Here is a 24,820-nt window from a genome sequence, read left to right on the forward strand (position 1 = left end):
TAATTGGCAGGAATCCTTGTAAGCTAATCGTTGCAAGCCAGTCCTTGCAGGCCAGGAGCAGTGCAGCATGAGTTCGATGACGATTGGACCGATCGCGCCGACCGCGACCGACCCATCCGAGCGCAGCGCGCTGCTGTTCTGGATGATCTTCACCGGCCTTTCGATCTTCGCCGTCGTGCTGCTGTGGCGGTTCGGCCTGATCCGCCTGATGCTGGCCTCGGACCGCACCTACATTTCCAGCGTCATCGCGGGGCTCTACATCCTGACCTGCTGCCACTGCTTCCTGCGCACGCGGGCGATCGCGCGGGAGGGGGCGGCGGCGCGGCGTTGCCGCGAGGCGCTCGCGGCGCCCGACGGAGGCAAGGCACTCGATGCCAGCACGACTGCCCTGCCGCGCGGGCTGGTGCGCGATCATATCGACAGCCTGGTGACCAAGGCCGCCGCGCAGGACTACCGGCCGGTTGACCAGACGCTTTTGCTGCGGACGCTGGCCGACCGGCTGCGCGGCTCCAACGGTTTCGGCGCCTTTGTCTCGGATACGCTGATGAAGCTCGGCCTGCTCGGCACCATCGTCGGATTCATCATCATGCTGGCGCCGATCGCAGGGCTGGATGCCGCCGACAAGGTCGCGATGCGCTCCTCGATGGGGCTGATGAGCGACGGCATGGCGGTCGCGATGTACACGACGCTCGCCGGCCTCGTCGGCTCGATCCTGGTCCGCATCCAGTACTACATGCTGGATGCGGCGACCCAGCGGGTGTTCTCGGATGCGGTGGTTCTGACCGAGACCTATGTGACGCCGGTTCTCGAGCGCAAAGGTTCTGGAATCCCGTCATGATGGATGATTTCGGTCTCTATCCACGCGAGGAGCCGTTCGATCCGCTGGGCGTGATGCTGTTCAAGGCGCTCCAGGTGATCGCGTTCCTGTTCTTCCTCGCACTGCTCGCGGTCTCCCCCGATGCCAAGGACGGCAAGATCGACTCCAAGGCGGAGTTCATCATCACGCTGGATTGGCCGGACAGCCACCCCGACGATCTCGACCTGTTCGTGCAGGATCCCGCCGGCAACATCGCCTGGTATCGCCACCGCGAGGCCGGCTTCCTGACGCTCGACCGCGACGACCGCGGTGGGGCCAACGACTTCATCATGGTCAACGGCAAGAAGATCGCCTCGCCCATTCGCGAGGAGATCGTCTCGGTGCGCGGCATCATCGCCGGCGAATACACCGTCAACGTCTCGCATTTTGTCGCCACGACCGGCGAGCCCGTTACGGCCAATGTCAAGGTGCAAAAACTCAATCCGACCGCGCAGGTGGTCTTCGACAACAAGTTCACGCTCGACCACACCGGCGACGAGAAGACCGCGGTGCGGTTCCGGCTCGATGCCGAGGGCAAGGTCGTCAATGTGGACCAGCGGCCGAAATCGCTGCTGGAGACGTTCCGCAGTAGCTGGCGCAACGGCGGCGATCTCGACCCGAAGACCGGTGTGAGCAAGAACGCTGTGAGGGTACGCCGTGACTAGTCTGCAAACGGTCATCCTCACGCTGTCGGTCGCCTACGCCGTCATCGGCGCGCTGCTCTTGGTCGTGCTGGTCTACGCACGGCTGCACTGGTCGCTGAAGGCGGTGGCGGTGGTCGTGACCAGCGCCTTCTATGTCGTCAGCTTCACGGAGATGCGCGGGCTGCTTGGCTGGGCCACCGCCGACCGGCTCCCGGCCTCCTTCAAGCTGCTGAAGGCCCGCATCGTCGAGCCGCATTCGCTGGAGGGCGATCCCGGCTCGATCTATCTCTGGGTCGAGCAGCTCGATGAGGACAATCGCCCGAGCGGCATCCCGCGCGCCTTTCGCGTGCCCTACAATGACAGACTGGCCGACAAGACCCATGCAGCGGAGAACGAGATCGCGCTGGGACATCCGCAGGGCGGCCGGGCCGCCGATTTCGGCGGCGGCGATGGCAGCCTCATCGACATGGTCCGGGAATATGTGACGCCCAAGACCATCATGGAGACCAGTGGCGGCGATTCCTCGACCGGCGAATTCATGGCACCGCCGGCCGGCGCGCAAGGCGCGGCCTTGTTCACCCCGATTCCACCGCCCCGGATGCCGCCGAAGGACGAGCAATAGGCTCTTCACTATCCCGGAAGCCTCACGCTGGAAAACAGCCCCGCGCTGGCGCATGTTCTTGACGTCCCTCAATTTGGCCTTATCGGCTTCCAATAAGAATCTGAGGGTGGAGGGTGCGTGCTTCTCGCGGTTTTCTCGGATATCCATGGCAACCGGCAGGCGTTCGAGGCCTGCCTGAAGCTTGCCCGGGCGAAGGGCGCGGAGCGGTTCGTCCTGCTCGGTGACTTCGTCGGCTATGGCGCCGATCCGGAATGGGTCGTGGATACCGCGATGGAGCTGGTGGCCCAGGGGGCCGTGGCCGTGCGCGGCAATCATGACGAGGCGGTCAACTCCACCACCGAGACCATGAACAACGAGGCGCAGATCGCGATCGAATGGACCCGCGGGCGGCTCGACGTGGCGCAGCGGCGGTTCCTCGCCGAACTGCCGATGCTCGTGGATGAGACGGAGCGCCTTTACGTCCACTCGGAGGCCTCCAGCCCCCAGCGCTGGCACTACGTCCGCACGACCGCGGATGCGGCCAAGAGCCTGATCTCGACGCCCGCCCATGTCACCTTTTGCGGCCACATCCACCGCCCGGCGCTGTATTCGATGTCGGTGACGGCGAAAATGACCGGCCTCGTGCCCAAGACCGACGTGTCCGTGCCGCTCCTGCGCGGACGGCAATGGCTGGCGGTGCTCGGCTCGGTCGGCCAGCCCCGCGACGGCGATCCGTCCGCGGCCTTCGTGCTGTTCGATACGGTGTCGTGCGAGATCACCTATTGCCGTGCGCCCTATGACATCGAGACGGCCGCGAGCCGGATTCGCGAGAACGGCCTGCCGCCCTGGCTGGCCGACCGCCTGTCGCAGGGGCGTTAGAGGCCGATGCCGAAACCCCTGGTCAAATCAGGCGCGGAGATCGACGGCTACACCATCGGCGAATGCGTCCATGCCGGCGGCATGGCGACGCTGTGGACGGTCACCCATCCCGGCATCGACGTGCCGCTGCTGATGAAAATTCCGCGGGTGTCGGAGGGCGAGGACCCCGCCGCGATCGTCTCCTTCGAGATGGAGATGATGATTTTGCCGCGGCTTGCCGGGCCGCACGTTCCAACCTGCTTCGGCACCGGCGATTTCGCGCACCAGGCCTATGCCGTGATCGAGCGCATTCCTGGCACCACGCTCTACAAGCGGTTGCCTGATCTGCCGCTACCTTACGAGGAGGCGCGGCAGCAGGTCGCGAAGATCGCGACCGCGCTTGCCGACCTGCACCGGCAGAACGTGATCCATCACGACATCAAGCCGAGCAGCATCATGTTCCGCGACAGCGGCGAGGCGGTGCTGATCGACTACGGCCTGTCGCATCACGATCATCTGCCCGATTTGTTGCAGGCGGAGTTCCGTCTGCCTTACGGCACCGCGCCCTACATGGCGCCCGAGCGGCTCCTGGGTGTGCGCGACGATCCGCGCAGCGATTTGTTTTCGCTCGGCGTGCTGCTGTATTTTTTCACGACCGGCGAACGTCCCTTCGGCGAGGGCGAGACGCTGCGCGCGATGCGGCGGAGGCTGTGGCGCGATCCGTATCCGCCGCGAAGTTTGCGTGCCGACTATCCGCCCTGGCTCCAGGAGGTGGTGCTGCGCTGTATCGAGATCGATCCGGCGTGGCGCTATCCGACCGCGTCCCAGCTCGCCTTCGATCTCTCCCATCCGGACCAGGTCAAGCTCACGACGCGCTCGGAGCGGATGAAGCGCGATCCCCTCAGCGTGGCGTGGCGCCGCCGCTTCAACCAGGGTGTCATGCAGCCGCGCGCCAAGGCGGATGTCGCAGCTCAAATCGCTTCGAGCCCGATCCTTGCGGTCGCGCTCGACACGGTGGAAGGCGCGCCGGAGCTGAACGAGGCGCTGCGTGTCACCACCGAGCGCATTCTGGCCACGCTGCCCTCGGCACGGCTCGCCTGCGTCAATGTGCTGAAGTTGAACCGCATCGCCATCGACAAGACGCTGGACGAGCAGGGCTCCAACAAGCATATCGACCGGCTGGTCGCGCTCAGGCATTGGGCGACGCCGCTCAAGCTGGATGAGAGCCGGCTGTCGGTTCACGTGCTGGAAGCGGTCGATCCTGCGGCGGCGCTGCTGGAATTCGCCGAGGTCAACCAGGTCGACCACCTCATCATCGGCGCTCGGCAGGGCTCGTTTCGGCGCACGCTGCTCGGCAGCGTCTCGGCCAAGGTCGCCTCGGAAGCGGCCTGCACCGTCACCGTGGTACGGCCGCCGCGGATGGCTGCGGCGAAACCAGGCGCCGGCGTGGTGTGGGGCTAGGAAAGATCAGGCCGCGTGAGCGGTGTGACTGGTGCGCTTGCGGCGGATCGGCCAGGAGAATTGCGGACCGGGCTCGCCGTGGTCCGCGCTGCCGCCGAAATACTGGATGATCTCGCGGCAGGGTTCGCAGTTGAAGAGGTTACGCGACGCGGACGCCTTGGTCATTTCCTTCAGGCAGTTCGGGCAGTGCGGCTTCATCGCTTCAAGTCCGGAAAAAGAATGTCAATGCCGGCGCGGTGACCGGAGCGGGTGATCCAGGTCCGCCGTGTCGGGCCCGGTGTCGTCGCGCATCTCGCCTTCGGTCCGTTCGAGCCGTCCGAAGAAATAGTCGAGGTCCGGATGCGGGCGCCGCGGGATGCGGCACCGGCGCTTCGGCTGACGCTTCACGAGTGCGAACTGCACGGTGTCAGATCCGATGGCGACGGATGTGACGCGCCGAACGTGCATGGACCTGCACCGGTCCGGCCGACGGGCCAAACACAACAAACGCACAAAAACCAATCCACAACGCCACGCCAGTCCAAACCAGGGTCGTCGTCATGATGTGCTCCCGCGATAACAGGCAGGAATCACTAGCGGTGATTTGCACGAATCAGGGAAGCCCGGAGGAGTACGGACTTAGGTTGCAATTTTAGGCATTTGCGCGACGCAACGCCCGTAGAAGCCGCAGATGACGGGGCGTCTGCGCGCTTCAGATCGCTTCGCCGCGTGCGCCCGCGGCGGCGTTGCGGATCGCCGTGATATTGGTCTTGTACGCCTCTTGCGTGCCGCCCTTGAACACCGAAGTGCCGGCGACGAAGGCGTTGGCGCCGGCCGCGGCCAGGGGACCCGCGACGTCGGGACCAACGCCGCCGTCGACCTCGATGTCGATCGACCGGCCCGCCGTCATCGCGCGGATGTCGCGGATCTTGGAGATCGCGGAGGGGATGAAAGCCTGGCCGCCGAAGCCGGGATTGACCGACATCACCAGCACGAGGTCGACGAGGTCGATGACGTATTCGAGCACGCTGATCGGCGTGCCCGGATTGAGCGAGACGCCGGCCTTCTTGCCGAGCGCGCGGATCGCCTGGAGCGAGCGGTGCAGATGAGGACCTGCTTCCGCATGCACGGTGATGTGGTCGCAGCCGGCTTTCGCGAAGGCTTCAAGATACAGATCGCAAGGTGAGATCATCAGATGCGCGTCAAAAATCTTCTTGGTGTGCGGGCGCATCGCCTTGATGACGTCGGGGCCGTAGGAGATGTTGGGGACGAAGTGCCCGTCCATCACGTCGAGATGGATCCAGTCGGCGCCGGCGGCATCCACCGCGCGCACCTCTTCGCCGAGCCTGGAGAAATCCGAGGCCAGGATCGAGGGCGCGATGGCCAGGGGGCGGGGGGCGAAGGCTTGGGTCATGGCGCGGTTTCCCGTGGCGGCCGAGGGATGAATGGCCTCGCCTAACATGGGCCTCCGTGGCGGGCAATGCAGGGACGGCGTGCTTCCTGTGGGCGGAAATTTCTGCCGCGACCGGCATGAATTGCCGATGTTCCCCGGCCGCGCCAGGCGCGGCGAATGCGGATTTCATTGAGCTTTTTGCGCTGGCACGACGCTTGCTGACTTTACCGCCAGGACATTGGCCGCGGCATGCCGCATCGGTTGGAGTTGTGCAATGTTGTTTGCCCTGAGTGCCGTATCGAGCGCGCTCGACGCGATCCAGTCGCTGACGAATTCGAAATCGTCCTCGTCGACCCAGAAGACGGGGTCTTCGCAGAGCGCGACGACCGATCCGTTCGCGATCGACAGCAGCAGCAACAGCACGTCCAGCGGCGCGACCTCGTCGGTCAATTCGGGCAATTGCGCGCAGATCTCGCCGGAGACGATGAGCGCACTGATCGCCGCGCAGAGCCAGTCATCGGACAGCACAAGCAGCGCGGCGACCTCGACCTCCACCTCGTCGAGCTCGACCTCCTCGACGTCGACGAGCCGGGACGCTGCGCTGAAGGACCTGTTCTCACAGATCGACGCCGACGGTGACGGCAAGATCACCAAGTCCGAGTTCGAGAAGGCCCTCGGGGCCGGCGGCACCAACACGGCGCAGGCCGACGACGTGTTCTCGAAGCTGGATAAGAATTCGGACGGCAGCGTCAGTCTCGACGAGATGTCGAAGGCACTGAAGAGCGGCCATGGCGGTCATCACCACGCGCAGGATGCGAGCGGTTCGGGCGATGCCTCCGGCAGCGGCTCGGATTCCTCGTCCTCCTCGAGCGGCGGATCGACCTCGACTACGACGACCGGCGCTGACGGCGCGACCACCACGACCGTCACCTATGCCGACGGGTTCAAGATGTCGACGACGGTCCCGGGCGCCTCCAGCTCCTCAAATGCGAACGGCGGCGGCAGTTCGGCCTATGATCTGTTCGCGCAATTGATGCAACGGCAAGGCGGGCAGGGGCAAGGCGCCTCAGCGACTGCCGGCTCGTCCATGTCGATGAGCGTGTGAGGCTCTCTGTCATGCCCCGGCTGGATCGGGGCATCCAGTACGCCGCGGCCTCTCGGTCCAATCACTTCCGTCTCTGAAATACTGGATCGTCCGGTCTTCGCCGGGCGATGACACGCGATGCGTGGTGGGAGGCGCGTGCGCCTTACGTGCCGAACCGATCCTTCCACGCAGGCATCGCTCCGGCGAACGGCAGCGCCGTTGCATTGTAAATGCCCCGCGCGATCGCGCGCGCGACCACGTTGGCGGCGATTGTGCCGAGTTCGGTGAGGCCGACCAGCGGCTCGATCGGCTTCTCGCAGGTCGCAGCCGCAAACAGCACGTCGCCGTCGGTCGGCGCATGCACGGGGTAGATGGCGCGGGCAAATCCGGTGTGCGCGATCATGGCGAGCCGCTTGGCCTGGGGTTTGGTCAGCGTGGCATCGGTGACGACGAGGCCTATCGTGGTGTTTTCACGCGCGCTCGCCGCGGGGCCGCCCTTGATGCGCATCGCCAGCATGTCGGGCGTGAATTTGGGCGGCAGGCCGCGCCCGCCGAATTCATCGTTCTCCTCGAACGGGGCGGCCCAGAACCACGGCCCGTCGCCGACGGTTGCGCTGCCGACCGCGTTGACGACCATGAGTGCGGCGACCTTGATGCCGTTGGCGAGGACCGCCGAGGCCGAGCCGAGCCCGCCCTTGAAGGTTGCGGTGGTGGCCCCTAAGCCTGCGCCGGCGCTGCCCAGCGCGAAGTCGTGGCCCGCGGCCACGGCCGCGGCGTAGCCGAGATCGCGATAGGGGGCGAAGCGGCCCCAGCCCTTGTCGCCGCCGTTGAGCAGGTCGAACATGATCGCACCCGGCACCAGCGGAATCACGGCGCCCCGGATATTGAGGCCGCGCCCCTGTTCGGCGAGCCAGGCTTGCACGCCGCCGCCGGCCTCGATCCCGAAGGCGGAACCGCCGGACAGCGCGATCGCATCGACCCGTTCTTGTGTGCTGGCAAGATCGAGCAGCGCGCCCTCGCGCGTGCCGGGGCCGCCGCCACGGACGTCGATCGCCGCGATCGCCGGGGAATCGAAGATGACCGCCGTCGCGCCGGAGCCGACTTTCGCGTCTTCGGCATGGCCGACGCGAACGCCGGCGATGTCGGTAAGAAGGTTTTTCAAGGCGGCTCCGTCGGCTGAAAGCAGTTCGCCTCAGCGATAGCCCACGGATGCCGCAGGCTCAACTGGCGAGCGCCGTCCTGAGCATCTTGGCCAGCTCGGACTTGCGGTAGGGCTTGGCCAGCAGCAGCACGCCGGAATCGAGCCGGCCGTGATGGACGATCGCGTTCTCGGTGTAGCCCGAGGTGAACAGCGTCTTCAGGTCGGGCCGCCGCCGCACCGCCTCGTCGGCAAGCTGGCGGCCGTTCATGTGGCCCGGCATGATGATGTCGGTGAAGAGCAGGTCGATGCCCTTGTCGGCATCGATGATGATGAGGGCTTCGGCCGCGTTGGCGGCCTCGAGCGTGGTATAGCCGAGGCTCTTGATCTGGGTCACGACGTATTGACGGACCAGCGCGTCGTCCTCGACGATCAGGATCTTCTCGTCGCCGCCGGTGATGGGCACGTTCTGGAGCACCTCGAACTCGGTCTCCTGAACGCCGGTGGAGCGCGGCAGGTAGATCTTCACGCTCGTGCCGTGGCCTTCCTCGCTGTAGATCTTGATGTGCCCGCCGGATTGCTTGACGAAGCCGAACACCATGCTCAAGCCCAGGCCGGTGCCCTTGCCGACCTCCTTGGTGGTGAAGAACGGATCGAACACCCGCTCGATCAGGTCCGGCGGGATACCGGTGCCGGTGTCGCTGACCGCGATCATCACATAATTGCCGGCGACGACGTCGGGATTCATGCTGGCATAGCCGTCGTCGAGGAAGATGTTGCGGGTCTCCAGCACCAGCGTGCCGCCGTCGGGCATGGCATCGCGCGCGTTCAGCGCGAGATTGAGGATCGCGGTGGAGAGCTGACCCGGGTCGATCAGGGCCGGCCACGCATCCTCGGTGAGCTGCGGCATGATGGTGATCTGTTCGCCGAGGGTCGGATGCAGCAGCTTGGCGGCCTCGAGCGTCAATGCGTTGACGTCGATCTCGCGTGGCTGGAGCGGCTGCTTGCGGGCAAAGGCGAGCAGGTGTTTTGTCAGTTGCGCGCCGCGCTCGGCGGCGTCGTCGATCAGCTTGGTGATCGCGGCGAGCTCGGGCCGGTCGGCCACTGCATCCGCCAAAATGCCGATCGTGCCGGTGATGACGGTCAGCACGTTGTTGAAGTCGTGGGCAACGCCGCCGGTCAGCTGGCCGATCGAGTCCATCTTCTGGACCTGCCTGAGCTGGGCCTCGGCGGCCTGCTTCTCGGTGAGGTCTCGGCCGATGAAGAAGTGGCGCTTCACGGGCTCCGACCAGGTGCCCATCCAGTTCAGCGTCACCTCGTGACCGTCGTCGTGATAATAGCGCGCCTCGAAGCTGCGCTTGACCGCGCCGCGCCGCGCCGCGCGCATCTCGCTCCGCGTCTTCTCGAGGTCATCGGGGTGAATGAACTCGGTCGCACTGTGCCCGACCATGTCGTCCGGGCTCAAGCCGAGAATGGCGGTGACGCTGGGGCTGACCTGGACGAAATTGCCAAAACCGTCAGTGACCAGGATCAGGTCCTGCGAGGTCTCGAAGATGCGCTGGCGCTCTTCGATCTCGCGGTTGAGCGCGGACTCCGCCCGCTTTCGCTCGGTGATGTCGCGGACCACTTTGGAGGCGCCGATGATGTTGCCGTCGCGCGATCGCAGTGGAACCTGGCTCAGCACCACGTCGATGGGCTGGCCGTTCTTGTGCAGCCGCACGGTCTCGTGCTGGTCGATCACCCCGCCGTTGCGGGTGCGGGCCAGCATTTCATCGACTTCCTCGCGCTGTCCCTCGGACATGATGATGTCGACCTGACGGCCGACCGCCTCCTCGGCGGAATAGCCGAAGACGCGCTCCGCCGCATGATTCCAGGACGTGATGGTGCCGTCGAGCGACTTCGTGATGATGGCGTCGTTGGAGGACTCCACGACCGCGCTGAACAGCCGCTCGCGCTCGGCATAATAGTTTCTCTCCGTGCTCGACTGCCGCTGTAGCGCGCCGACCATGCCCGCCGTGTTGGCCTGGAGGCGCACATTCTCGATGAGCAGCACCGCGAGCACGAAGCTCGACGCAGTGAGGCCGTAGAGCCGGCCGGCATAGAAGCCGAGATCGAAACGCGAGACGTTGACGATCGCCGACAGCGCGATATCGAACAGCCAGGCGCACATCGTGACCATGAGCCAGACGTCGATCACGGTGTGCGGCTTGCGAAACCACAGCGCGAACAGCGCGGCGAAACTCAAGGACCACACGAACGACACCACGCCGATCATGGTGTTGGTGTAATGGCCGTCCTTCAGCAGGATCGGCAGCAGGTCGTGCTGCGCCGTCATGAGCCAGGCGAAAACGGCCGTTGCGACGAACACGCCGGCGACGGAGAGAGCAACCGCGCGCGACGTCGAGCCCGTAATCCTGTTGCCGCCATTGTTGTCCTTCCGCGAGGCATAGGCCAGGACGAACAGCGGAAAGCCGCCGTGCCAGATCATGTAGAGCCAGACGGTGGTCTGCGGGCCGGCGCCGAACAGTCCGGCCGGGGCAAACAGCCCCGGGAACGTGAGGGCGTGGGTTATCGCGGCCGTGGCCGTGAACAGATAGCCGGTCGACAGCAGCAGCAGGGCGCGGCTGCGCAGGACGGCAAACTGCGACAGCAGCAGGACGGCAGTGATGATGTCGCTGACCGCGAGCGCCGACTGGTAGCTCGCCACGAAGGCCGGCACCTGCACGAGCGGTGTGCCGGCAAACGGTACCGCCAGCGCGAACAGGATCGCGGAGATGCCGACGATCGCCAATGCCGCCTTTCGGTCGCTCGGCGTCGCCGCCAAGGTCGACAGGAATGTGCTTCGGTCGTTGGGCGCTAGCACGTCGATCTCTCGTAAGCCGGCATAGTGACCTCGTACGTCAATCTCTTCCGGCCGGGTAGCCGCGACCTTCATGGTAGCGCGCTCCGGCCGCGCATCCTGACAGAAAGCGCTTGCGACTCAACCGAGGGTTACAGCTTACTTAACTTGGAGGGGGACTCGGAACAGGTAAGTGGTAAGGAGTGCTTTACTGGGACGGACTCATACTGCCTTGCCGCCGTTTTGCGGTGAATTGAACCAATTAATGATAAGGATCCGGGAGTTGTTCCCATGCCCCGTGTGCTCATTGTCGACGACCAGAAGGACGTCCGCGCGATGGTGGCGATCGTGCTTCGGGTCAACCATTATGACGTAGTCGAGGCCGAGAGCGGCGCGGCGGGCCTGAAGGCTTTCGGCGAAGGCGTTTTCGATGCTGCCATTGTCGATATTTTCCTGGCCGACGCCAGTGGCGTTGACGTCATGTTGGCCATTCGTGAGCGAGTTCCCGGCTTTCCGATCGTCGCAGTCTCCGGCATGACCGCGCTGGATTTCGTCGGTGAGGCGCCCGATCTGGCCGACGTGGTGTGCCTGCAAAAGCCGTTTCGTCCGAACGATCTGCTGCAGGCGCTGCGGAAGGCCCAGGCTGCGGCGGGTGGCGAACTCTCCGCCGCCGTCTGACCGTGCGGCAAAAGGAAACGCCCCGGCGAACCGGGGCGTTGTGGTCGATCTGGTCAAAGGGCGATCCGGTTAAAAGGACAGCCTGCCTGTCTCAGGTGCCGTTGCCCTTGATCTCGGTGTAGCCGCCCTTGGCATCCCACTTGTAGACGACGTAGTCGAGCTGCTTGATGTCGCCCTTGGCGTCGTACTCGATCGGGCCGATCACGGTGTCCCATTTGCCGGCCTTGATGGCCGCCATGACCTTCTTGGCGTCGGTGGTGCCGGCCTTCTTGGCCGCCTGAGACCAGACCTGCATCGCCGCGTAGGTGTAGAGCGTGTAGCCTTCGGGGTCGATGTTCTTGGCCTTGAAGGCGTCGACGATCTTCTTCGCGGTCGGCTTGTTGCGCGGATCGGGGCCGAAGGTGAACAGCGTGCCTTCGCCGGCGGGGCCGGTGATGGAGGCGTACTCCTTGTCGGCGAGCGCATCGCCGGCCATCAGGATCGTCTTGAGGCCCTGGTCACGCATCTGGCGCAGGATCAGACCGCTCTCCTGGTGGTAGCCACCGACATAGACGAGGTCGATGTTGTCACGCTTCAGGCGCGAGACGATCGCGTTGAAGTCCTTGTCGCCCTTGTTATAGGACTCGGAGAGCTTCACGGTGACGCCGGCCTTGACGAGGGCTTTCTTGGTCTCGTCGGCGAGACCCTTGCCGTAAGTGGTCTTGTCGTCGAGAATCGCGATGTTCTTGCCCTTGAAGTTCTTGGCAATGTACTGCGCCGCGACCAGGCCCTGCTGGTCGTCACGGCCGCAGACGCGCGCCACGTTCCAGAGGCCGCTGTCGGTGAACTTCGGATTGGTGGAGGCCGGCGTAATCTGGAGCACGTTGCCGTCGGCATAGGCTTCGGAGGCCGGGATCGACGACGACGAGCAATAGTGCCCGGCGACGAACGGCATTTTCGCGCTGGCGATCTTTTCCGCGACCGAGCGCGCCTGCTTCGGATCGCAGGCATCGTCCTCGACGTCGAGCGCGAGCTTCTTGCCGTTGACGCCGCCGGCGGCGTTGATGTCAGCCACGGCCATCTCGGCGCCGTTCTTCATCTGGCGGCCGAAAGCGGACTCGCCGCCGGTCATCGGACCTGCGACTGCGACGGTGACATCCTGCGCGAATGCCGCGCTCGACAGCGCGAGCGATGCGCCGAATGCCAGACCGATGAGCTTCAGTGATTTCATGAGATACCTCGCGGGTGGTCGCCTGTGGAAGTTGCCGGATACGCCCGGTCCAAACCGGCGCCATTCTTGAATGAATCCTGGGAGAAGTCACCGGCAAAATACGGGCATTGGTGGAGATATCTCGCCACATTCGGCCGCACGTGCTCTGCCTTCGGGCAGTCTCAGCCGTGCCGGCCGCCTTCCAGGTAGGCTGCGCGAATCTCGGGGCGCTGCAACAACTCGGCGCCGGTGCCCGCCAGCGTGATCAGGCCATTGACCATGACATAGCCGCGGTGGGCGAGCTTGAGCGCGTGGTTGGCGTTCTGCTCGACGATCAGCACGGTCAGGCCGTCCTGCCGGTTCAGGGTGCGGATCGCGTCGAAAATCTGGCGGGCGATCAGCGGCGCCAGCCCGAGCGAGGGCTCGTCGAGCAGGAGAAGGCGCGGACGGCTCATCAGGGCGCGGCCGATCGCCAGCATCTGCTGCTCGCCGCCGGACAGCGTTCCGCCGCGCTGGGCGTAGCGCTCCTTCAGGCGCGGAAACAGTGAGAACACGCGCTGGAGCGTCGCGTCGCGTTCCGCATCCGTGCATCCGGTGGCGTCCGCCCCCATCTGGAGATTTTCCGCCACGCTCATGCGCGGGAAGATGCGCCGCCCCTCCGGCGACTGCGCGATGCGCAAATGCGCGATCTCGTGGGTGGGAACGTCAGTGATGTCGCGGCCCTCGTACAGGATCTGGCCGGAGCGGGCGCGCGGCTTGCCGAAGATCGTCATCATCAGCGTCGATTTGCCGGCGCCGTTGGCGCCGATCAGCGCCACGATCTCGCCGGCATTGATCTCGACGTCGACGCCCTTGAGCGCCTCGATCTTGCCATAGGCGGCGCGAAGGCTGCGGATCGCGAGCAGGGGCGCGGGCGACGTCACGACCCGCTCTCCATCACGGCTGCGGCTTCTTCCTCGTCGGTGCCGAGATAGGCTGCGATCACCTTTGGATCGTCGCGGACCTCGCGCGGGGAGCCTTCCGCGATCTTGACGCCATGGTCCATCACCACGATGTGGTCGGAGATTTCCATCACCACCGACATGTCGTGCTCGATCAGCAGGATCGAGGTGCCATCGTTACGGATCGAGAGCAGAAGTTCGCTCAACGCCGCGCTTTCGCGGGCATTGAGGCCGGCCGCGGGTTCGTCCAGGCACAACAGCGCGGGCTCGGTGCACATCGCGCGCGCGATCTCGAGCCGGCGCTGGTCGCCATAGGCGAGATTGCCGGCGGCATCGTCGGCGCGATCGAGCAGGTTGATCCGTCTGAGCCAGTCGGTGGCCAGACCAATCGCGTGCTTCTCGGCATCGCGGTAGACGGGCGCGCCGACGAGGCCGAGGAAGGTGAAGCCGGACGCACGCATCAGCGCGTTGTGCTGCGCCACCATCAGATTTTCCAGAGCGGTCATGCCGGGGAACAGGCGGATGTTCTGGAAGGTGCGCGCGACCTTGGCCTGCTTGGCGATGCGGAAATCGTTCAGCTTCTCCAGCGCGATCGTCCTGCCGTCGTCATGGCTGAGGCGAATGGTGCCGCCGCTCGGCTTGTAGAAGCCGGTGATGCAGTTGAAGACGGTGGTCTTGCCGGCGCCGTTCGGCCCGATCAGCGCGGTGATCTTCTTCCGCTCGGCCGAGAGCGACATGTCCTGCACGGCGACGATGCCGCCAAAGCGCATGGTCAGCCGGTCGACGCTGAGAATTGTGTCGCCGCTCATCCGTGCCCTTCCTTGACGAGGTCGGAGGAGATTGCCTGCGCCTTGGTCAGGTACACGGTCGGTGCGCGATGGCCGATCAGGCCGCGCGGCCGCCAGATCATGATCAGCACCATGGCCATGCCGAACACCAGCATGCGGTAGGTCTCGAGGCTTCTAAACAGCTCGAAGCCGCCGATCATGGCGAGCGCTGCGAGCGCGACGCCAAGCTGCGAGCCCATGCCGCCGAGCACGACGATGGCGAGCACCAGCGCCGATTCCTGGAAGGTGAAGGATTCAGGGCTGATGAATCCTTGGCGGGTGGCGAAGAATGCGCCGGCGAAGCCGCCGAACATCGCCCCGGTCGCGAACGCGGTGAGTTTTGTGGTCGTGGTGTTGATGCCGAGCGCGCGGCAGGCGACCTCGTCTTCGCGCAAGGCTTCCCAGGCCCGTCCGATCGGCAGGCGGCGCAGCCGGATCGTCACCCAGTTGGTGAGCAGCGCGAGCGCCAGGATCAGATAGAACAGGAACACGATGCGGTGGGTCGGCGAGTATTCGATGCCGAGTTTTGCAGCTAAACCGTTATCACTGTTGTCGAGTGGGATGCCGAAGAACGACGGGCGTGGAATGCTGGAGACGCCGTTGGGGCCGCCGGTGAGCTCCTGCCAGTTGATGATGACGAGGCGGATGATTTCGCCGAAGGCGAGCGTCACAATGGCGAGATAATCGCCGCGCAGGCGCAGCACGGGGAAGCCGAGCAGCACGCCCCAGAACGCCGCGAGGATGCCGGCGAGCGGCAGGCAGACCCAGAACGACCAGCCGAAATTGGTGGCGAGCAGCGCGTAGGAATAGGCGCCGACCGCATAGAAGGCGACGTAGCCGAGATCGAGCAGGCCCGCGAGTCCGACCACGACGTTGAGGCCCCAGCCCAGCATCACATAGGTGAGGACGAGAATCCCGAGGTCGAGGATGTAGCGCTGGTCATAGAAAATCACCGGCACCAGCAGCGTGACGAACAGAAGTGCCGGCGCGAGGTAGCGGCCGACGAACGACATTCCACTTTGCACGACCGGCGGCACCAGCTTCTCGACGCCGGTCGGGCCGATCCACTGCCGCAGCAGCTCGATCACGATCGAGCCGCCGAACACCGCTGCGACGAGAGCTGCGACCTCGCCGAAGCGCGTCCAGTAGGTGAGCTGGCCGTCGGAGCCCGCCTCGGTGCGGATGCCGACCATCAGCGAGAACAGCACCAGCGCGATGACCGCGTTGACGAGAGCTGTCTTCAGAAGGGCGGGGATGCCCGTTGCAGTTTTTTTGGCCGTATTGGTCGAGGGAGCTGTCACGCGGCGGTCCGTCAGACTTTTTCGACTTCGGGACGGCCGAGCAGGCCGGTCGGCATGAAGATCAGCACGACGATCAGGATCGAGAACGCCGCGACGTCCTTGTACTCGACCGAGAAATAGGCTGACCAGAACGTCTCGATCAGGCCGATCGCAAGACCGCCGAGCATGGCGCCCGGCAGCGAGCCGATGCCGCCGAGCACGGCCGCGGTGAAGGCCTTGATGCCGGCGACGAAGCCCATGAAGAAATCGACCAGGCCATAATAGAGCAGGTACATCAGGCCGGCGACCGCGGCGAGCGCGGCGCCGATCACGAAGGTCATGGAGATGGTGCGGTCGACGTCGACCCCGAGCAGCGCCGCCATGGTCTGGTCCTGCTCGCAGGCGCGCATGTCGCGCCCGAGCCGGGTGCGCGACACCAGCCAGGTGAAGATCGCCAGCAGCACGATCGTGGTGACGACGACCAGGATCTGGACGTTGGAGAGCCGGATCACGAAACCGTCCGCGCTCTCGTGCAGGGTGTAGCCGCCGGTGATCAGAGGCGGGATCGGTTTGACGCGGGCGCCTTGCGCGACCTGCGAGTAATTGGTCAGCACGAAGGACATACCGATCGCCGAGAGCATCGGGGCGAGGCGGAACGAATGTCGCAGCGGCCGGTAGGCGATGCGCTCGATGGTCCAGCCATAGAGCGCGGTGATTGCCATCGACACCAGCAGCACGATGAGCAGGATCACCGGGATCGCGGTCAGGCCGAGCGAGACCAGGATGAGAAAGGTGATCAGGGCGATGAAGCCGCCGATCATGAAGACATCGCCATGGGCGAAGTTGATCATGCCGACGATGCCGTAGACCATCGTGTAGCCGATCGCGATCAGGCCGTAGATCGAGCCCAGAACGAGACCGTTGATGAGCTGCTGGGCGAAATAATCCATGGGCTGCCGTTACCAAACCTGACGCGGCTCAAAGGGAGCTTTTCGAGAGAAGGTGCTTTGAGTTTCTTCTCGGGCCCCGGCAGCCCCTAAGCATTCTTCCCGTTTTGTAACAGGAGGGAACTGGCTGCTGCAACTGGGCTGGGCTCGGCATAGAGGCTTGTACAGAGGTCATTTCGGCTACGGATGTCACGCCCCGGTTCCACAGGTGCGAGGAACCCGGCTCCAGATAGCAACCAAAATGGATGCCCGTCGTTGCCTCAGCTCTGACGTCCAACAAGGGAGCTTCCCGACATGACGAACCAGCAGAACCAGAATCCGGGCCAGCAGGGCCAAAACCCCGGTCAGCAGCAGGGCGGCGGCCAAAAACCCGGCCAGCAGCAGCAGGATCCGCAGCGCCAGGGTGACAAGCCCGGCCAGCAGCAGGGCGGTAAGTCCGGCGAGCATGGTAAGGACCACAAGTAGACTTGCGAGCTAGGAACTAAGGCTAGTGAAGGAAGGCCCCGCCGCAAGGCGGGGCTTTTTTCGTTAGCCGGGCCGCCCGGCGGCCCGGTTAAGGTAAACAAAGGGTTTAAATTGCCGCCACAGTCTGATGCGAGTTAGCTCCCGGCAAAGCCTTCCATTGAAGGCGCGTGGCAGGCGAAGCGGGAAGCGGCATGTTCGGGAATTGGCGGATCGGCTCGGTCAACGGCGCGCTACTGGCGGCCTATTTCATTCCGGCCTGGACCCTGGTCGCCTTCAACATCATGGTGGCACCAGTGCACGGCCTCTACGAGCGGCCGAGCGTCGCGGTGGCGCTGTTCCTGAGCGACAATCTTCAGATGGCGGGGATGGACACGGTGCGTGCGGCCTGGCTGCTGGCGCTGGGCCGGCTGACGGTCGTGGCGTTCTTTGCGATCTATCTCGCGCTGCTGTGCATTCCCCGAATCCGCAAGAATGGCGGCAGCGACGAGGCGCTCGGGATCGCGCTTGCGATCGGCAGTATCATCTCGTTCGCCAGCATGGTCATGGCTTCGAAGGTTGGCGAGATGGCCGCGCTGCGGCTGCACGCCACCGAGCTGCTCCTGCTGCTCGGTGCCGCCATCGTGGTGGTCATCGAACGGCCCGAGGCACCGCCGAAGACCGTCGAGACCGCGGCGCCGCTAGCCCTTGAGCAGGCCGAGCTCCTGCACAATCGCTGAGGCTTCCTTGACGGCGTGGTTCGCCGCCGGCACGCCGCAATAGATCGCCTGCTGCAACAGAATTTCCTTGATGTCGTCGGGGGTGAAGCCGCCCTCGGCCAGCGCCGCCCGCACATGCAGCCGGAACTCATCCCATTGCCCGAGCGCGACCATGGTGCCGATCACCAGCACACGCCGCGTGCGCTCGTCGAAATGCGGCCGTGTCCAGATCTCGCCCCAAGCATAGCGCGTGATCATGTCCTGGAAGTCGGTGTTGAACGCATTGCGGTTGGCGATCGACTTGTCGACCCAGGCATTGCCCAGCACTTTTCGGCGCACGTTCATGCCGGCATCGCGGCGCTTCTGGTCGTCCATGGGCATCCTCTAGTCAAAATCGCGGTCACGCCAATGTAGCGTACCCCCGCCGGAGCCGACAGGCCGTTGAGGCGACGCTCACATCTTTCGGCGAAGCTCTATCTGAGGTAGCATCAACCATTGCACGCGCCTGAGGCCTTCGTTTCGAGGGAGTGAATTGCCATGGTCGAGACCGCGCCCGACTATATTGCCATGTTCAATACGGCCGACGATTACCACGAGTTGAACGCGGGCGCGCATCGCAAGCCGCCTAAGGTGCTGAGCGCGCCTTCCATGGTGTGGCATCTCGCTTTCTGGACCAATTTTCAGGAGGTTGGGCGTGGTCGGGCGCAGCCGGTCAATCCGGAATGGGCGCCGAACAAGCGCCCTAGGGAGATCAACAAGGCCCTCGACGGTTTCGTCCGGCAGCTCTGGATCGGGCTGGAAGCGAAGCTCGGCGGACCGGTCGATGTCACGCCTCGGATTGACGGCGTCAACCTGCTGTTCGGGAGCGCCTACCGGCAGCCACTGGCCGACGATGTCAAAAAGCAGCTCACGCGCCGCCAGAACGATATCTTTGCGAGCACCAACCGCGTCGTCAGCCTGCAATTTGTTTGGCAATCGCTCGACGTCACGATCCGTTTCGAGACCCAGGACGAATATTTCACGATGTCGGCCTTCGTCGAACTCGATCGGCTGCGCAGCGGGAAGGCCTCCGACATCGGCGAGCTGAACGAGACGGTGGACCGGATCAAGGTCTATCTAAATCCGAGCCGGCCTTCCGCCGTATCACCGGGCTCCGGTAGCGGCCAGCCTGCTTCGCCACCGCAGCCGGTCGACGATCTCATCAGGGACATCAACCGCTATTCGTTCCACCAATTCTGGCGCCTTTTCGACGATGAGGTGCTGTCGCTCGGCGGCGCCTTCCGCAACGACGCCATCTTTCAGCGCGTCTGCGCGGATTTTCGTGGCTTGATCGCGTCCGAGCAAACCGTGCGCTTCGGAGATGATCGCTTCTTCAAGTTCAGCGGCCCGCCGAGCTGGGGAGCCGAGGCCAAGCAGATGCTGCTACCCCTGATCCAGCATCGCGTCCGTGCCGATCACACGCGTTACGAATGCGCCGTCAACTACATGCTCGATGGTCGCGCGCTGTATCTGAGCACGCTCGGTCCGCAATTGCCCGGGAGCGCGGACGACGAGCGGATTCCCGTTGAGTTTATCGTCTACGCGCACCAGTGGGTCGATGACAGGACCGTGGTCAACAAATGGCAGCTCGGGCGCCTGGTCAGCCAGATCCTCCAGCTCGGCACGTTTCGGCTATGCGCCCTCAAGGACGTCAAATGGTTGCACAATGCCGGGCTCGAGCTGGCTGCTCTGGAGGAGGCTACACAGAGAGCGCGCCGCGCAATTGCGCGAACGGAGACATACGAGACGCGCGCGGGCCAAAACGCCCAGGCGACTGCGGCCGAGCGGAACCGCACGGCCATGAACGAGATCGCCATGGCTCATAAGCGGCTCAACAACATCACGGGCAGATTTCTGAGAAAGACCGGTAGCGGTCCGCTCTTCCGGATCGAACGATCCCGCTACTACGTGCGGCAGTTCGAGCATAATGTGAAGCTGTTGCGCATTCTGCGCCTCGAAGGCGACCAGCCCTATGACCAATTCATCCGGCGCCGGCTGGGACCGGAGTTCGATTCCATCGACCGGCTGGGTGTCCGCTACGAACGTGCAACGGCGAGCATTGTCAGTCTCGACCAAAACTACCTCTCGATCACGCAGAACTCGCTGGTGGAGCGCGCCACCAAGATCGACGAGGACACGAATTCGATTCAGTCGGAGATCGGGCTTATCCAGCGCGGGGGCGAGTTCATTCTGTTGACGTTCCTCGTGCCGTATTACGTGTCCCATCTGTTCGTGCTGATCGCGGGTGAGGAGCATTGGCGGGGCACGACCCCGATGACCATTGCCGTCTGGCTCTTCTTCGCGGGCGTCGCCCTGTACCGCACCTTCAGGGGGCGACTCGATGCCGGATTTTTCTGGATTGCTTTCACAATTATGATGGTGTTGTCCGCGACGTCGACCATTGGCCTCATCGTGAAACTATGGGAGGCCCCGCAGCAAACTGCGCATGACGAGGAGGCGTCGCGCAAGACTGGTGCGCAAGAATCCGCGCCGCCAGCCGGTCAACCGCTATCGCTTCAGGGAGCGGGGCCGGCGACCCCCGCGCCGGAGCCTTTAATCGTTGCCCCGGCGGTGCCGGCGCCGGACGTTAGCCCGCAGCCGCAGCCCTCCGGCGAGTCGCGCTAGGCAGCCTCAGCGCTGCGTCAGGAATCCCACCACCGCGTCGGTGAAGGCGTGCGGCTGCTCGACATTGGAAATGTGGGCGGCGTCGATGATGGTCATGCTCGCACCGGGAATGCTCGAGCGGATCAATTCACCCGCCGAGATCGGCGTCGCCATGTCGTGACGGCCGGCGATGACAAGCGTCGGGCTCTTGATCTCAGGCAACAACTCGCGCTGGTCGAGCGTCGAAAGCGCCTCGCAGCAGGCCAGATACCCTTCAACCGGGGTGGCGAGCAGCATCGATTTCATCCTTGCGGTGATGTCGGGCTCGCGCTCGCGGAAATCCTGGGTCAGCCAGCCCGCGATCACGGCATCGGCGACCGCGGCGATGCCGCCCTTCTTCACCGCGTCGATACGCTCCAGCCATTTGGTCGGCTCGGCATAATAGCAGGAGGTGTTGGCGAGGATGAGCTTGCCGAAGCGCTCCGGCGCGTTGGCGCCCAGCCATTGCCCGACCATGCCGCCCATCGACAGGCCGCACCAATGCACCTTCTCGATGTTGAGATCGTCGAGGATCGCCAGCACGTCGCGGCCGAAGCGCTCCAGCGTGTAGGGCGCGGGCGGCACGTTGGACTTGCCGTGGCCGCGGCGGTCGTAGCGGATGACGCGAAATAGCTGCGTCAGCGCCTTCATCTGCGGCTCCCACATCTGAAGCGTGCAGCCGAGCGAATTGGAGAGCATCAGGGTCGGCCCGCCGTCGCGGCCTTCGACGGAGACGTTGATCAGGCAACCGTCGGCATCGATCATGGGCATGCGGCGTCTCCGTCGTATCTTATTCGCGGTCGAGGCTGTCGAGCAGCCGGTCGATCAGGGTTTGGGAAGCCCCTTGATAGGCCATCGGCTCGAACAATGCCGCAATTTTTTCCGGCGCGAGGTGCGCGGCGACCTGCGAATCGGCTGACAGCACCTCGCGCAGATGCTTCTTCTCGGCGACCGCACGCTTGCTCGCGGCCTCGATGAGATGATGCGCATCGCTCTTGCCGATTTTCTCGGCCAGCGCGAAGGTGACGGCCTCGGCCATGATCAGCCCGTGCGTCGCATCGAGGTTGCTGCGCATGCGCGCGGCATCGACGTCGAGGCCTTCGGCGATATCGACGATGGCGGCAAGCGCCCCTGAGGTAACAAGCATCAATTGCGGCAGCGTCGGCCATTCCGCGTGCCAGGGACCGGCGCTGCGCTCGTGATCCTGCACTTGTGCAGCAAAAATCGTCGCGGCGAGCTGCGGCGCCATGGTCGCGCAACCGAGCGCGCTTGCGGCTGCGACCGGGTTGCGCTTGTGCGGCATGGTGGAGGAGCCACCACGGCCTTCGCCGGCGGGCTCAAAGGCTTCGCCGACGTCGGTCTGCATCATCAGCGAGACGTCGCGCGCGATCTTGCCACAGCTTCCGGCGAGGATTGCGAAGGCCGATGCAGCCTCCGCGATCCGGTCGCGATGAGTGTGCCAGGGCGCTTCCGGAAGTGGCAGGTTCAGCTCCTGCGCCAGCCTCTCGGAAACTGCGAGCCCCTTGTCGCCAAGGGCTGCCAGCGTGCCGGCCGCGCCGCCGAATTGCAGCGCCAGACCCTCGCGGCGCAATCGCCGCAGCCGGCAGCGAGCGCGCGCAAGGCTTGCGGCATATTCGGCCGCCTTCAGCCCGAACGGCATCGGCAGCGCGTGCTGGAGCCAGGTCCGCGCCACCATCGCGGTGTTGCGGTGGTTGCGTGCCAGCGCGGCAAAACCCTTGATGGCGCGGCTGAGGTCGGCGTCGATCGCATCGATGCCGGCGCGCAAGGTGAGCATGGTCGCGGTATCGATGACGTCCTGGCTGGTCGCGCCCCAATGCACGTAGCGCGCAGCCTCCGCATCGGCCTTGCCGACGTTGGCGGTCAGCATCTTGACCAGGGGGATTGCGAGGTTGCCGGATCGCGTCGCGGCTTCCGCCAGGGCGGCCACGTCAACGGAATCAGCCTTGCAGGCGGCTTCGATCGGGCGCACCGCGGATGCGGGAATCACACCCGTGGCGGCCTCGGCCCGTGCCAAGGCTGCCTCGAAATCGAGCATGTTCTGGAGCATGGACCGGTCGTCGCAAACGGCGCGCATGGCCGCGCTCGACAGCATCGGCGCGAGCAGGGGGGAGAGGGCTGTGCTCATGTTGCGCGGGACCTAATCACCATGCCCCGGCTGTGCCAATCCCAAACCGTCCGGACAAGGCTTTTTGCAGGTGCGAATATGCATTGCACGTGACCGGGGGGCACCCTTTCCTTTGCGGCCTCTGTGCGTTACTTGAGCAGCATTATAGTGACGCATCCCGGGAGGCACCCCATGGCCATGACAATGAACGGCGAAGTCCAGCTTGCGGCGCCACGCGAGGCCGTGTGGGAGAAGCTCAACGACCCCGCGGTGCTGAAGGCCTGCATCCCCGGCTGCGAGGAGCTGGAGAAGACCGAGGACGGCGGCTTTCGTGCGACGGCGAAAATGAAGGTCGGGCCGGTGTCGGCGCGCTTCAAGGGCAAGGTCACACTCAGCGATCTCGACCCGCCGAACGGCTACAAGATATCAGGTGAAGGCGAGGGCGGGGTCGCCGGCTTCGCCAAGGGCGGCGCGGTGGTCAAGCTCGCGGAGAAGGACGGCGGCACGTTGTTGTCCTACGAGGTCGAGGCGCAGATCGGCGGCAAGTTGGCGCAGCTCGGACAGCGCCTGATCAATGGCGCCGCCAAGAAGCTGGGCGACGAGTTTTTCACGAATTTCGCCAAGGCGGTACAGGGCTGAAGGCCATCCTTTTGGCATGGCGCCTTGCGTCCCGGGTGATGTTGCCCCCGGGCATAATGGCCCATATGATGGGTTGGAATAATTATAAGAACCGCTTCGACGGGACCCGTCGGGGCGCTGATAGAGAGTGCTTATGGCAAAAATCTCCCTTATCGTGAACGGCAATCCTGTGACGGCCAACGTCGATCCCCGCACCCTCCTGGTGCAGTTCCTGCGTGAAAATCTGCGCCTGACCGGCACCCATGTCGGCTGCGACACCTCGCAGTGCGGCGCCTGTGTGGTGCATCTCGACGGCAAGGCCGTGAAGTCCTGCACCACGCTTGCCGTGATGGCCGACGGCCACGAGGTCAAGACGATCGAGGGGTTGGCTGCCGACGGCGCGCCGCTGCATCCGATGCAGGAAGCCTTCCGCGAGCACCATGGCCTGCAGTGCGGCTTCTGCACGCCCGGCATGATCATGACCGCGATCGACATCGTCCACCGTAAGGGCAACGAGCTCGACGACCATACGATCCGGGAAGAGCTGGAAGGCAATCTCTGCCGCTGCACCGGCTACCAGAATATCGTCGCCTCGATCTCCGCCGGCGCCAAGGCGATGGCGAAATCCGACCTCGCCTAAACCGCGCGCGCATTCCGCGATCAGGACATTCAGATGTACGAATTTAAATACCATCGCCCCGGCACCGTTCGGCAGGCCGCTAACCTCCTGGTGAAGAACGAGGACGCCAAATTGGTGGCCGGCGGCCACACGCTGATTCCCGTCATGAAGCAGCGTCTCGCCAGCCCGCCGCATCTCGTCGACCTCTCCCATATCGAGGGGCTCAACACGATCGAGATGAAGGGCCGCGCGCTGGTGATCGGCGCCACCGCCAAGCATGCCGAGGTCGCGGGCTCCGCGATCGTCGGTGAAGCCATTCCGGCGCTGGCTAATCTCGCCGGCCAGATCGGCGATCCCGCCGTGCGCCACAAGGGCACGATTGGTGGCTCGCTCGCCAACAACGATCCGACCGCGGACTATCCGGCCGCGGTGCTCGCGCTCGGCGCCACCATCGTCACCAACAAGCGCCGCCTCAAGGCGGAAGAGTATTTCCAGGGCCTGTTCACGACGGCGCTCGAAGCCGACGAGATCATCACCAAGGTGATGTTCCCGCTGCCGAAGAAGGCGGCCTACATCAAGTTCCGCAACCAGGCCTCGCGGTACGCGCTGGTCGGCGTGTTCGTGGCGCGGCGTCCGTCGGACGTGCGCGTTGCCGTCACCGGCGCCGGCTCGGATGGCGTATTCCGGGTCGAGGCATTCGAGGAAGCGCTGAAGAAGCGCTTTGCCGCGAAAGCGCTCGAAGGCATCGAGGTGCCGGCGGACGGCCTCAACAGCGACATCCACGGCAGCGCCGAATACCGCGCGCATCTCATCGGGGTGCTGACACGGCGCGCCCTCGACGCCGCCAACGCCAAGGAGTGAGTGAACCTCACGCCTCGGCCAAACTTGTCCCCGGTGAGGG

General features: G+C 64.7%; 26 protein-coding genes. 13 read left to right on the plus strand and 13 right to left on the minus strand.

What is annotated here, in order from left to right; genetic code table 11:
* Positions 1–67: 67 nt before the first annotated feature.
* From BMW89_RS17445 to BMW89_RS17465, 5 genes are all read left to right on the plus strand, one after another.
* Positions 68–838, plus strand: a complete 771-nt coding sequence (locus BMW89_RS17445) for a MotA/TolQ/ExbB proton channel family protein (protein ID WP_092028225.1) — start codon at positions 68–70, stop codon at positions 836–838.
* On the plus strand, positions 835–1,521 hold the full coding sequence (locus BMW89_RS17450) for a DUF2135 domain-containing protein (RefSeq protein WP_092028226.1): 687 nt from the start codon (positions 835–837) through the stop codon (positions 1,519–1,521). Before BMW89_RS17445 ends, BMW89_RS17450 begins: the two co-directional genes overlap by 4 nt.
* Complete coding sequence (locus tag BMW89_RS17455) at positions 1,514–2,122, plus strand: hypothetical protein (RefSeq protein WP_092028227.1); 609 nt, start codon at positions 1,514–1,516, stop codon at positions 2,120–2,122. Before BMW89_RS17450 ends, BMW89_RS17455 begins: the two co-directional genes overlap by 8 nt.
* Before the next feature lie 117 nt (positions 2,123–2,239).
* Entirely contained in the window at positions 2,240–2,980 is a 741-nt protein-coding gene (locus BMW89_RS17460) for a metallophosphoesterase family protein (RefSeq protein WP_092028228.1), read from the plus strand.
* Between the two features lie 6 nt (positions 2,981–2,986).
* On the plus strand, positions 2,987–4,420 hold the full coding sequence (locus tag BMW89_RS17465) for a serine/threonine protein kinase (RefSeq protein WP_092028229.1): 1,434 nt from the start codon (positions 2,987–2,989) through the stop codon (positions 4,418–4,420).
* A gap of 6 nt (positions 4,421–4,426) precedes the next feature.
* Here BMW89_RS17465 and BMW89_RS17470 read toward each other — a convergent pair whose 3' ends face one another.
* The 3 genes from BMW89_RS17470 to rpe form a co-directional block, all read right to left on the minus strand.
* Positions 4,427–4,618: a hypothetical protein gene (locus BMW89_RS17470; RefSeq protein ID WP_092028230.1), complete on the minus strand. Its 192-nt coding sequence runs from the start codon at positions 4,616–4,618 to the stop codon at positions 4,427–4,429.
* 24 nt (positions 4,619–4,642) lie between these two features.
* A complete protein-coding gene (locus BMW89_RS17475) occupies positions 4,643–4,867 on the minus strand; it encodes a hypothetical protein (RefSeq protein ID WP_244547616.1) in 225 nt (74 codons plus the stop codon).
* 244 nt (positions 4,868–5,111) lie between these two features.
* The gene (gene rpe, locus BMW89_RS17485; protein WP_092028233.1) at positions 5,112–5,813 is read right to left on the minus strand and encodes a ribulose-phosphate 3-epimerase; all 702 of its coding nucleotides are present in this window, start codon (positions 5,811–5,813) and stop codon (positions 5,112–5,114) included.
* Between the two features lie 253 nt (positions 5,814–6,066).
* Between rpe and BMW89_RS17490 the strand changes: the two genes are divergently transcribed.
* Complete coding sequence (locus tag BMW89_RS17490) at positions 6,067–6,897, plus strand: EF-hand domain-containing protein (RefSeq protein WP_092028234.1); 831 nt, start codon at positions 6,067–6,069, stop codon at positions 6,895–6,897.
* 142 nt (positions 6,898–7,039) lie between these two features.
* Here BMW89_RS17490 and BMW89_RS17495 read toward each other — a convergent pair whose 3' ends face one another.
* The gene (locus BMW89_RS17495) at positions 7,040–8,038 is read right to left on the minus strand and encodes a P1 family peptidase (protein ID WP_092028235.1); all 999 of its coding nucleotides are present in this window, start codon (positions 8,036–8,038) and stop codon (positions 7,040–7,042) included.
* A 58-nt stretch (positions 8,039–8,096) separates the two neighbouring features.
* Entirely contained in the window at positions 8,097–10,949 is a 2,853-nt protein-coding gene (locus BMW89_RS17500; RefSeq protein ID WP_092028236.1) for a PAS domain S-box protein, read from the minus strand.
* Positions 10,950–11,144: 195 nt separating this feature from the next.
* Here BMW89_RS17500 and BMW89_RS17505 point away from each other — a divergent pair, with 195 nt between their 5' ends.
* Positions 11,145–11,531 (plus strand): response regulator, encoded by a 387-nt coding sequence (locus BMW89_RS17505; RefSeq protein ID WP_143062778.1) that lies wholly within the window; start codon positions 11,145–11,147, stop codon positions 11,529–11,531.
* Positions 11,532–11,622: 91 nt separating this feature from the next.
* Here the strand turns inward: BMW89_RS17505 and BMW89_RS17510 are convergent, their stop codons facing one another.
* The 5 genes from BMW89_RS17510 to BMW89_RS17530 all read right to left on the minus strand — a co-directional run bounded on the left by BMW89_RS17510 (position 11,623) and on the right by BMW89_RS17530 (position 16,718).
* Entirely contained in the window at positions 11,623–12,741 is a 1,119-nt protein-coding gene (locus tag BMW89_RS17510; RefSeq protein ID WP_092028237.1) for a branched-chain amino acid ABC transporter substrate-binding protein, read from the minus strand.
* 161 nt (positions 12,742–12,902) lie between these two features.
* On the minus strand, positions 12,903–13,643 hold the full coding sequence (locus tag BMW89_RS17515) for an ABC transporter ATP-binding protein (protein ID WP_092028238.1): 741 nt from the start codon (positions 13,641–13,643) through the stop codon (positions 12,903–12,905).
* Positions 13,640–14,470 (minus strand): ABC transporter ATP-binding protein, encoded by an 831-nt coding sequence (locus tag BMW89_RS17520; protein ID WP_092028239.1) that lies wholly within the window; start codon positions 14,468–14,470, stop codon positions 13,640–13,642. The genes BMW89_RS17515 and BMW89_RS17520 overlap by 4 nt, the downstream gene beginning before the upstream one ends.
* Positions 14,467–15,789 carry a high-affinity branched-chain amino acid ABC transporter permease LivM gene (gene livM / locus BMW89_RS17525; RefSeq protein ID WP_092028240.1) on the minus strand — a complete coding sequence of 441 codons (1,323 nt, stop codon included), beginning with the start codon at positions 15,787–15,789 and terminating at the stop codon, positions 14,467–14,469. The genes BMW89_RS17520 and livM overlap by 4 nt, the downstream gene beginning before the upstream one ends.
* Before the next feature lie 11 nt (positions 15,790–15,800).
* The gene (locus BMW89_RS17530; RefSeq protein WP_092028241.1) at positions 15,801–16,718 is read right to left on the minus strand and encodes an ABC transporter permease subunit; all 918 of its coding nucleotides are present in this window, start codon (positions 16,716–16,718) and stop codon (positions 15,801–15,803) included.
* A gap of 291 nt (positions 16,719–17,009) precedes the next feature.
* Here BMW89_RS17530 and BMW89_RS37915 point away from each other — a divergent pair, with 291 nt between their 5' ends.
* Positions 17,010–17,180 (plus strand): hypothetical protein, encoded by a 171-nt coding sequence (locus BMW89_RS37915; RefSeq protein WP_177196119.1) that lies wholly within the window; start codon positions 17,010–17,012, stop codon positions 17,178–17,180.
* Between the two features lie 191 nt (positions 17,181–17,371).
* Positions 17,372–17,896 (plus strand): hypothetical protein, encoded by a 525-nt coding sequence (locus BMW89_RS17540; protein ID WP_092028243.1) that lies wholly within the window; start codon positions 17,372–17,374, stop codon positions 17,894–17,896.
* Here the strand turns inward: BMW89_RS17540 and BMW89_RS17545 are convergent.
* Positions 17,858–18,250: a carboxymuconolactone decarboxylase family protein gene (locus BMW89_RS17545; protein ID WP_045008461.1), complete on the minus strand. Its 393-nt coding sequence runs from the start codon at positions 18,248–18,250 to the stop codon at positions 17,858–17,860. The genes BMW89_RS17540 and BMW89_RS17545 overlap by 39 nt on opposite strands.
* Before the next feature lie 162 nt (positions 18,251–18,412).
* Between BMW89_RS17545 and BMW89_RS17550 the strand changes: the two genes are divergently transcribed.
* Positions 18,413–20,539, plus strand: coding sequence for a hypothetical protein (locus BMW89_RS17550; RefSeq protein WP_092028244.1), 2,127 nt, complete (start codon positions 18,413–18,415; stop codon positions 20,537–20,539).
* A gap of 6 nt (positions 20,540–20,545) precedes the next feature.
* Here BMW89_RS17550 and pcaD read toward each other — a convergent pair whose 3' ends face one another.
* Positions 20,546–21,328, minus strand: coding sequence for a 3-oxoadipate enol-lactonase (gene pcaD, locus BMW89_RS17555; RefSeq protein WP_092028245.1), 783 nt, complete (start codon positions 21,326–21,328; stop codon positions 20,546–20,548).
* Positions 21,329–21,347: 19 nt separating this feature from the next.
* Positions 21,348–22,703: a 3-carboxy-cis,cis-muconate cycloisomerase gene (locus BMW89_RS17560; protein ID WP_092028246.1), complete on the minus strand. Its 1,356-nt coding sequence runs from the start codon at positions 22,701–22,703 to the stop codon at positions 21,348–21,350.
* Positions 22,704–22,874: 171 nt separating this feature from the next.
* On the opposite strand from BMW89_RS17560, the gene BMW89_RS17565 reads away from it, so the two are divergent.
* From BMW89_RS17565 to BMW89_RS17575, 3 genes are all read left to right on the plus strand, one after another.
* Positions 22,875–23,321 carry an SRPBCC family protein gene (locus tag BMW89_RS17565; RefSeq protein ID WP_092028247.1) on the plus strand — a complete coding sequence of 149 codons (447 nt, stop codon included), beginning with the start codon at positions 22,875–22,877 and terminating at the stop codon, positions 23,319–23,321.
* A gap of 133 nt (positions 23,322–23,454) precedes the next feature.
* Positions 23,455–23,940: a (2Fe-2S)-binding protein gene (locus BMW89_RS17570; RefSeq protein ID WP_008137528.1), complete on the plus strand. Its 486-nt coding sequence runs from the start codon at positions 23,455–23,457 to the stop codon at positions 23,938–23,940.
* Between the two features lie 33 nt (positions 23,941–23,973).
* Positions 23,974–24,780, plus strand: coding sequence for an FAD binding domain-containing protein (locus BMW89_RS17575; RefSeq protein ID WP_092028248.1), 807 nt, complete (start codon positions 23,974–23,976; stop codon positions 24,778–24,780).
* Positions 24,781–24,820 lie beyond the last annotated feature (40 nt).

It is taken from the genome of Bradyrhizobium sp. OK095 (genome assembly GCF_900109945.1).
Taxonomy (GTDB): domain Bacteria; phylum Pseudomonadota; class Alphaproteobacteria; order Rhizobiales; family Xanthobacteraceae; genus Bradyrhizobium.

Excerpts from the sequence above, each read along its gene's own strand:
- BMW89_RS17445 (WP_092028225.1), top strand. The coding sequence starts at position 68 with ATGAGTTCGATGACGATTGGACCGATCGCGCCGACCGCGACCGACCCA.
- BMW89_RS17450 (WP_092028226.1), top strand. The coding sequence starts at position 835 with ATGATGGATGATTTCGGTCTCTATCCACGCGAGGAGCCGTTCGATCCG.
- BMW89_RS17465 (WP_092028229.1), top strand. The coding sequence starts at position 2,987 with ATGCCGAAACCCCTGGTCAAATCAGGCGCGGAGATCGACGGCTACACC.
- BMW89_RS17470 (WP_092028230.1), bottom strand. The coding sequence starts at position 4,618 with ATGAAGCCGCACTGCCCGAACTGCCTGAAGGAAATGACCAAGGCGTCC.
- BMW89_RS17475 (WP_244547616.1), bottom strand. The coding sequence starts at position 4,867 with ATGCACGTTCGGCGCGTCACATCCGTCGCCATCGGATCTGACACCGTG.
- rpe (WP_092028233.1), bottom strand. The coding sequence starts at position 5,813 with ATGACCCAAGCCTTCGCCCCCCGCCCCCTGGCCATCGCGCCCTCGATC.
- BMW89_RS17490 (WP_092028234.1), top strand. The coding sequence starts at position 6,067 with ATGTTGTTTGCCCTGAGTGCCGTATCGAGCGCGCTCGACGCGATCCAG.
- BMW89_RS17500 (WP_092028236.1), bottom strand. The coding sequence starts at position 10,949 with ATGAAGGTCGCGGCTACCCGGCCGGAAGAGATTGACGTACGAGGTCAC.
- BMW89_RS17505 (WP_143062778.1), top strand. The coding sequence starts at position 11,145 with ATGCCCCGTGTGCTCATTGTCGACGACCAGAAGGACGTCCGCGCGATG.
- BMW89_RS17510 (WP_092028237.1), bottom strand. The coding sequence starts at position 12,741 with ATGAAATCACTGAAGCTCATCGGTCTGGCATTCGGCGCATCGCTCGCG.
- BMW89_RS17520 (WP_092028239.1), bottom strand. The coding sequence starts at position 14,470 with ATGAGCGGCGACACAATTCTCAGCGTCGACCGGCTGACCATGCGCTTT.
- BMW89_RS17530 (WP_092028241.1), bottom strand. The coding sequence starts at position 16,718 with ATGGATTATTTCGCCCAGCAGCTCATCAACGGTCTCGTTCTGGGCTCG.
- BMW89_RS37915 (WP_177196119.1), top strand. The coding sequence starts at position 17,010 with ATGACGAACCAGCAGAACCAGAATCCGGGCCAGCAGGGCCAAAACCCC.
- BMW89_RS17540 (WP_092028243.1), top strand. The coding sequence starts at position 17,372 with ATGTTCGGGAATTGGCGGATCGGCTCGGTCAACGGCGCGCTACTGGCG.
- BMW89_RS17545 (WP_045008461.1), bottom strand. The coding sequence starts at position 18,250 with ATGGACGACCAGAAGCGCCGCGATGCCGGCATGAACGTGCGCCGAAAA.
- BMW89_RS17550 (WP_092028244.1), top strand. The coding sequence starts at position 18,413 with ATGGTCGAGACCGCGCCCGACTATATTGCCATGTTCAATACGGCCGAC.
- pcaD (WP_092028245.1), bottom strand. The coding sequence starts at position 21,328 with ATGCCCATGATCGATGCCGACGGTTGCCTGATCAACGTCTCCGTCGAA.
- BMW89_RS17560 (WP_092028246.1), bottom strand. The coding sequence starts at position 22,703 with ATGAGCACAGCCCTCTCCCCCCTGCTCGCGCCGATGCTGTCGAGCGCG.
- BMW89_RS17565 (WP_092028247.1), top strand. The coding sequence starts at position 22,875 with ATGGCCATGACAATGAACGGCGAAGTCCAGCTTGCGGCGCCACGCGAG.
- BMW89_RS17570 (WP_008137528.1), top strand. The coding sequence starts at position 23,455 with ATGGCAAAAATCTCCCTTATCGTGAACGGCAATCCTGTGACGGCCAAC.
- BMW89_RS17575 (WP_092028248.1), top strand. The coding sequence starts at position 23,974 with ATGTACGAATTTAAATACCATCGCCCCGGCACCGTTCGGCAGGCCGCT.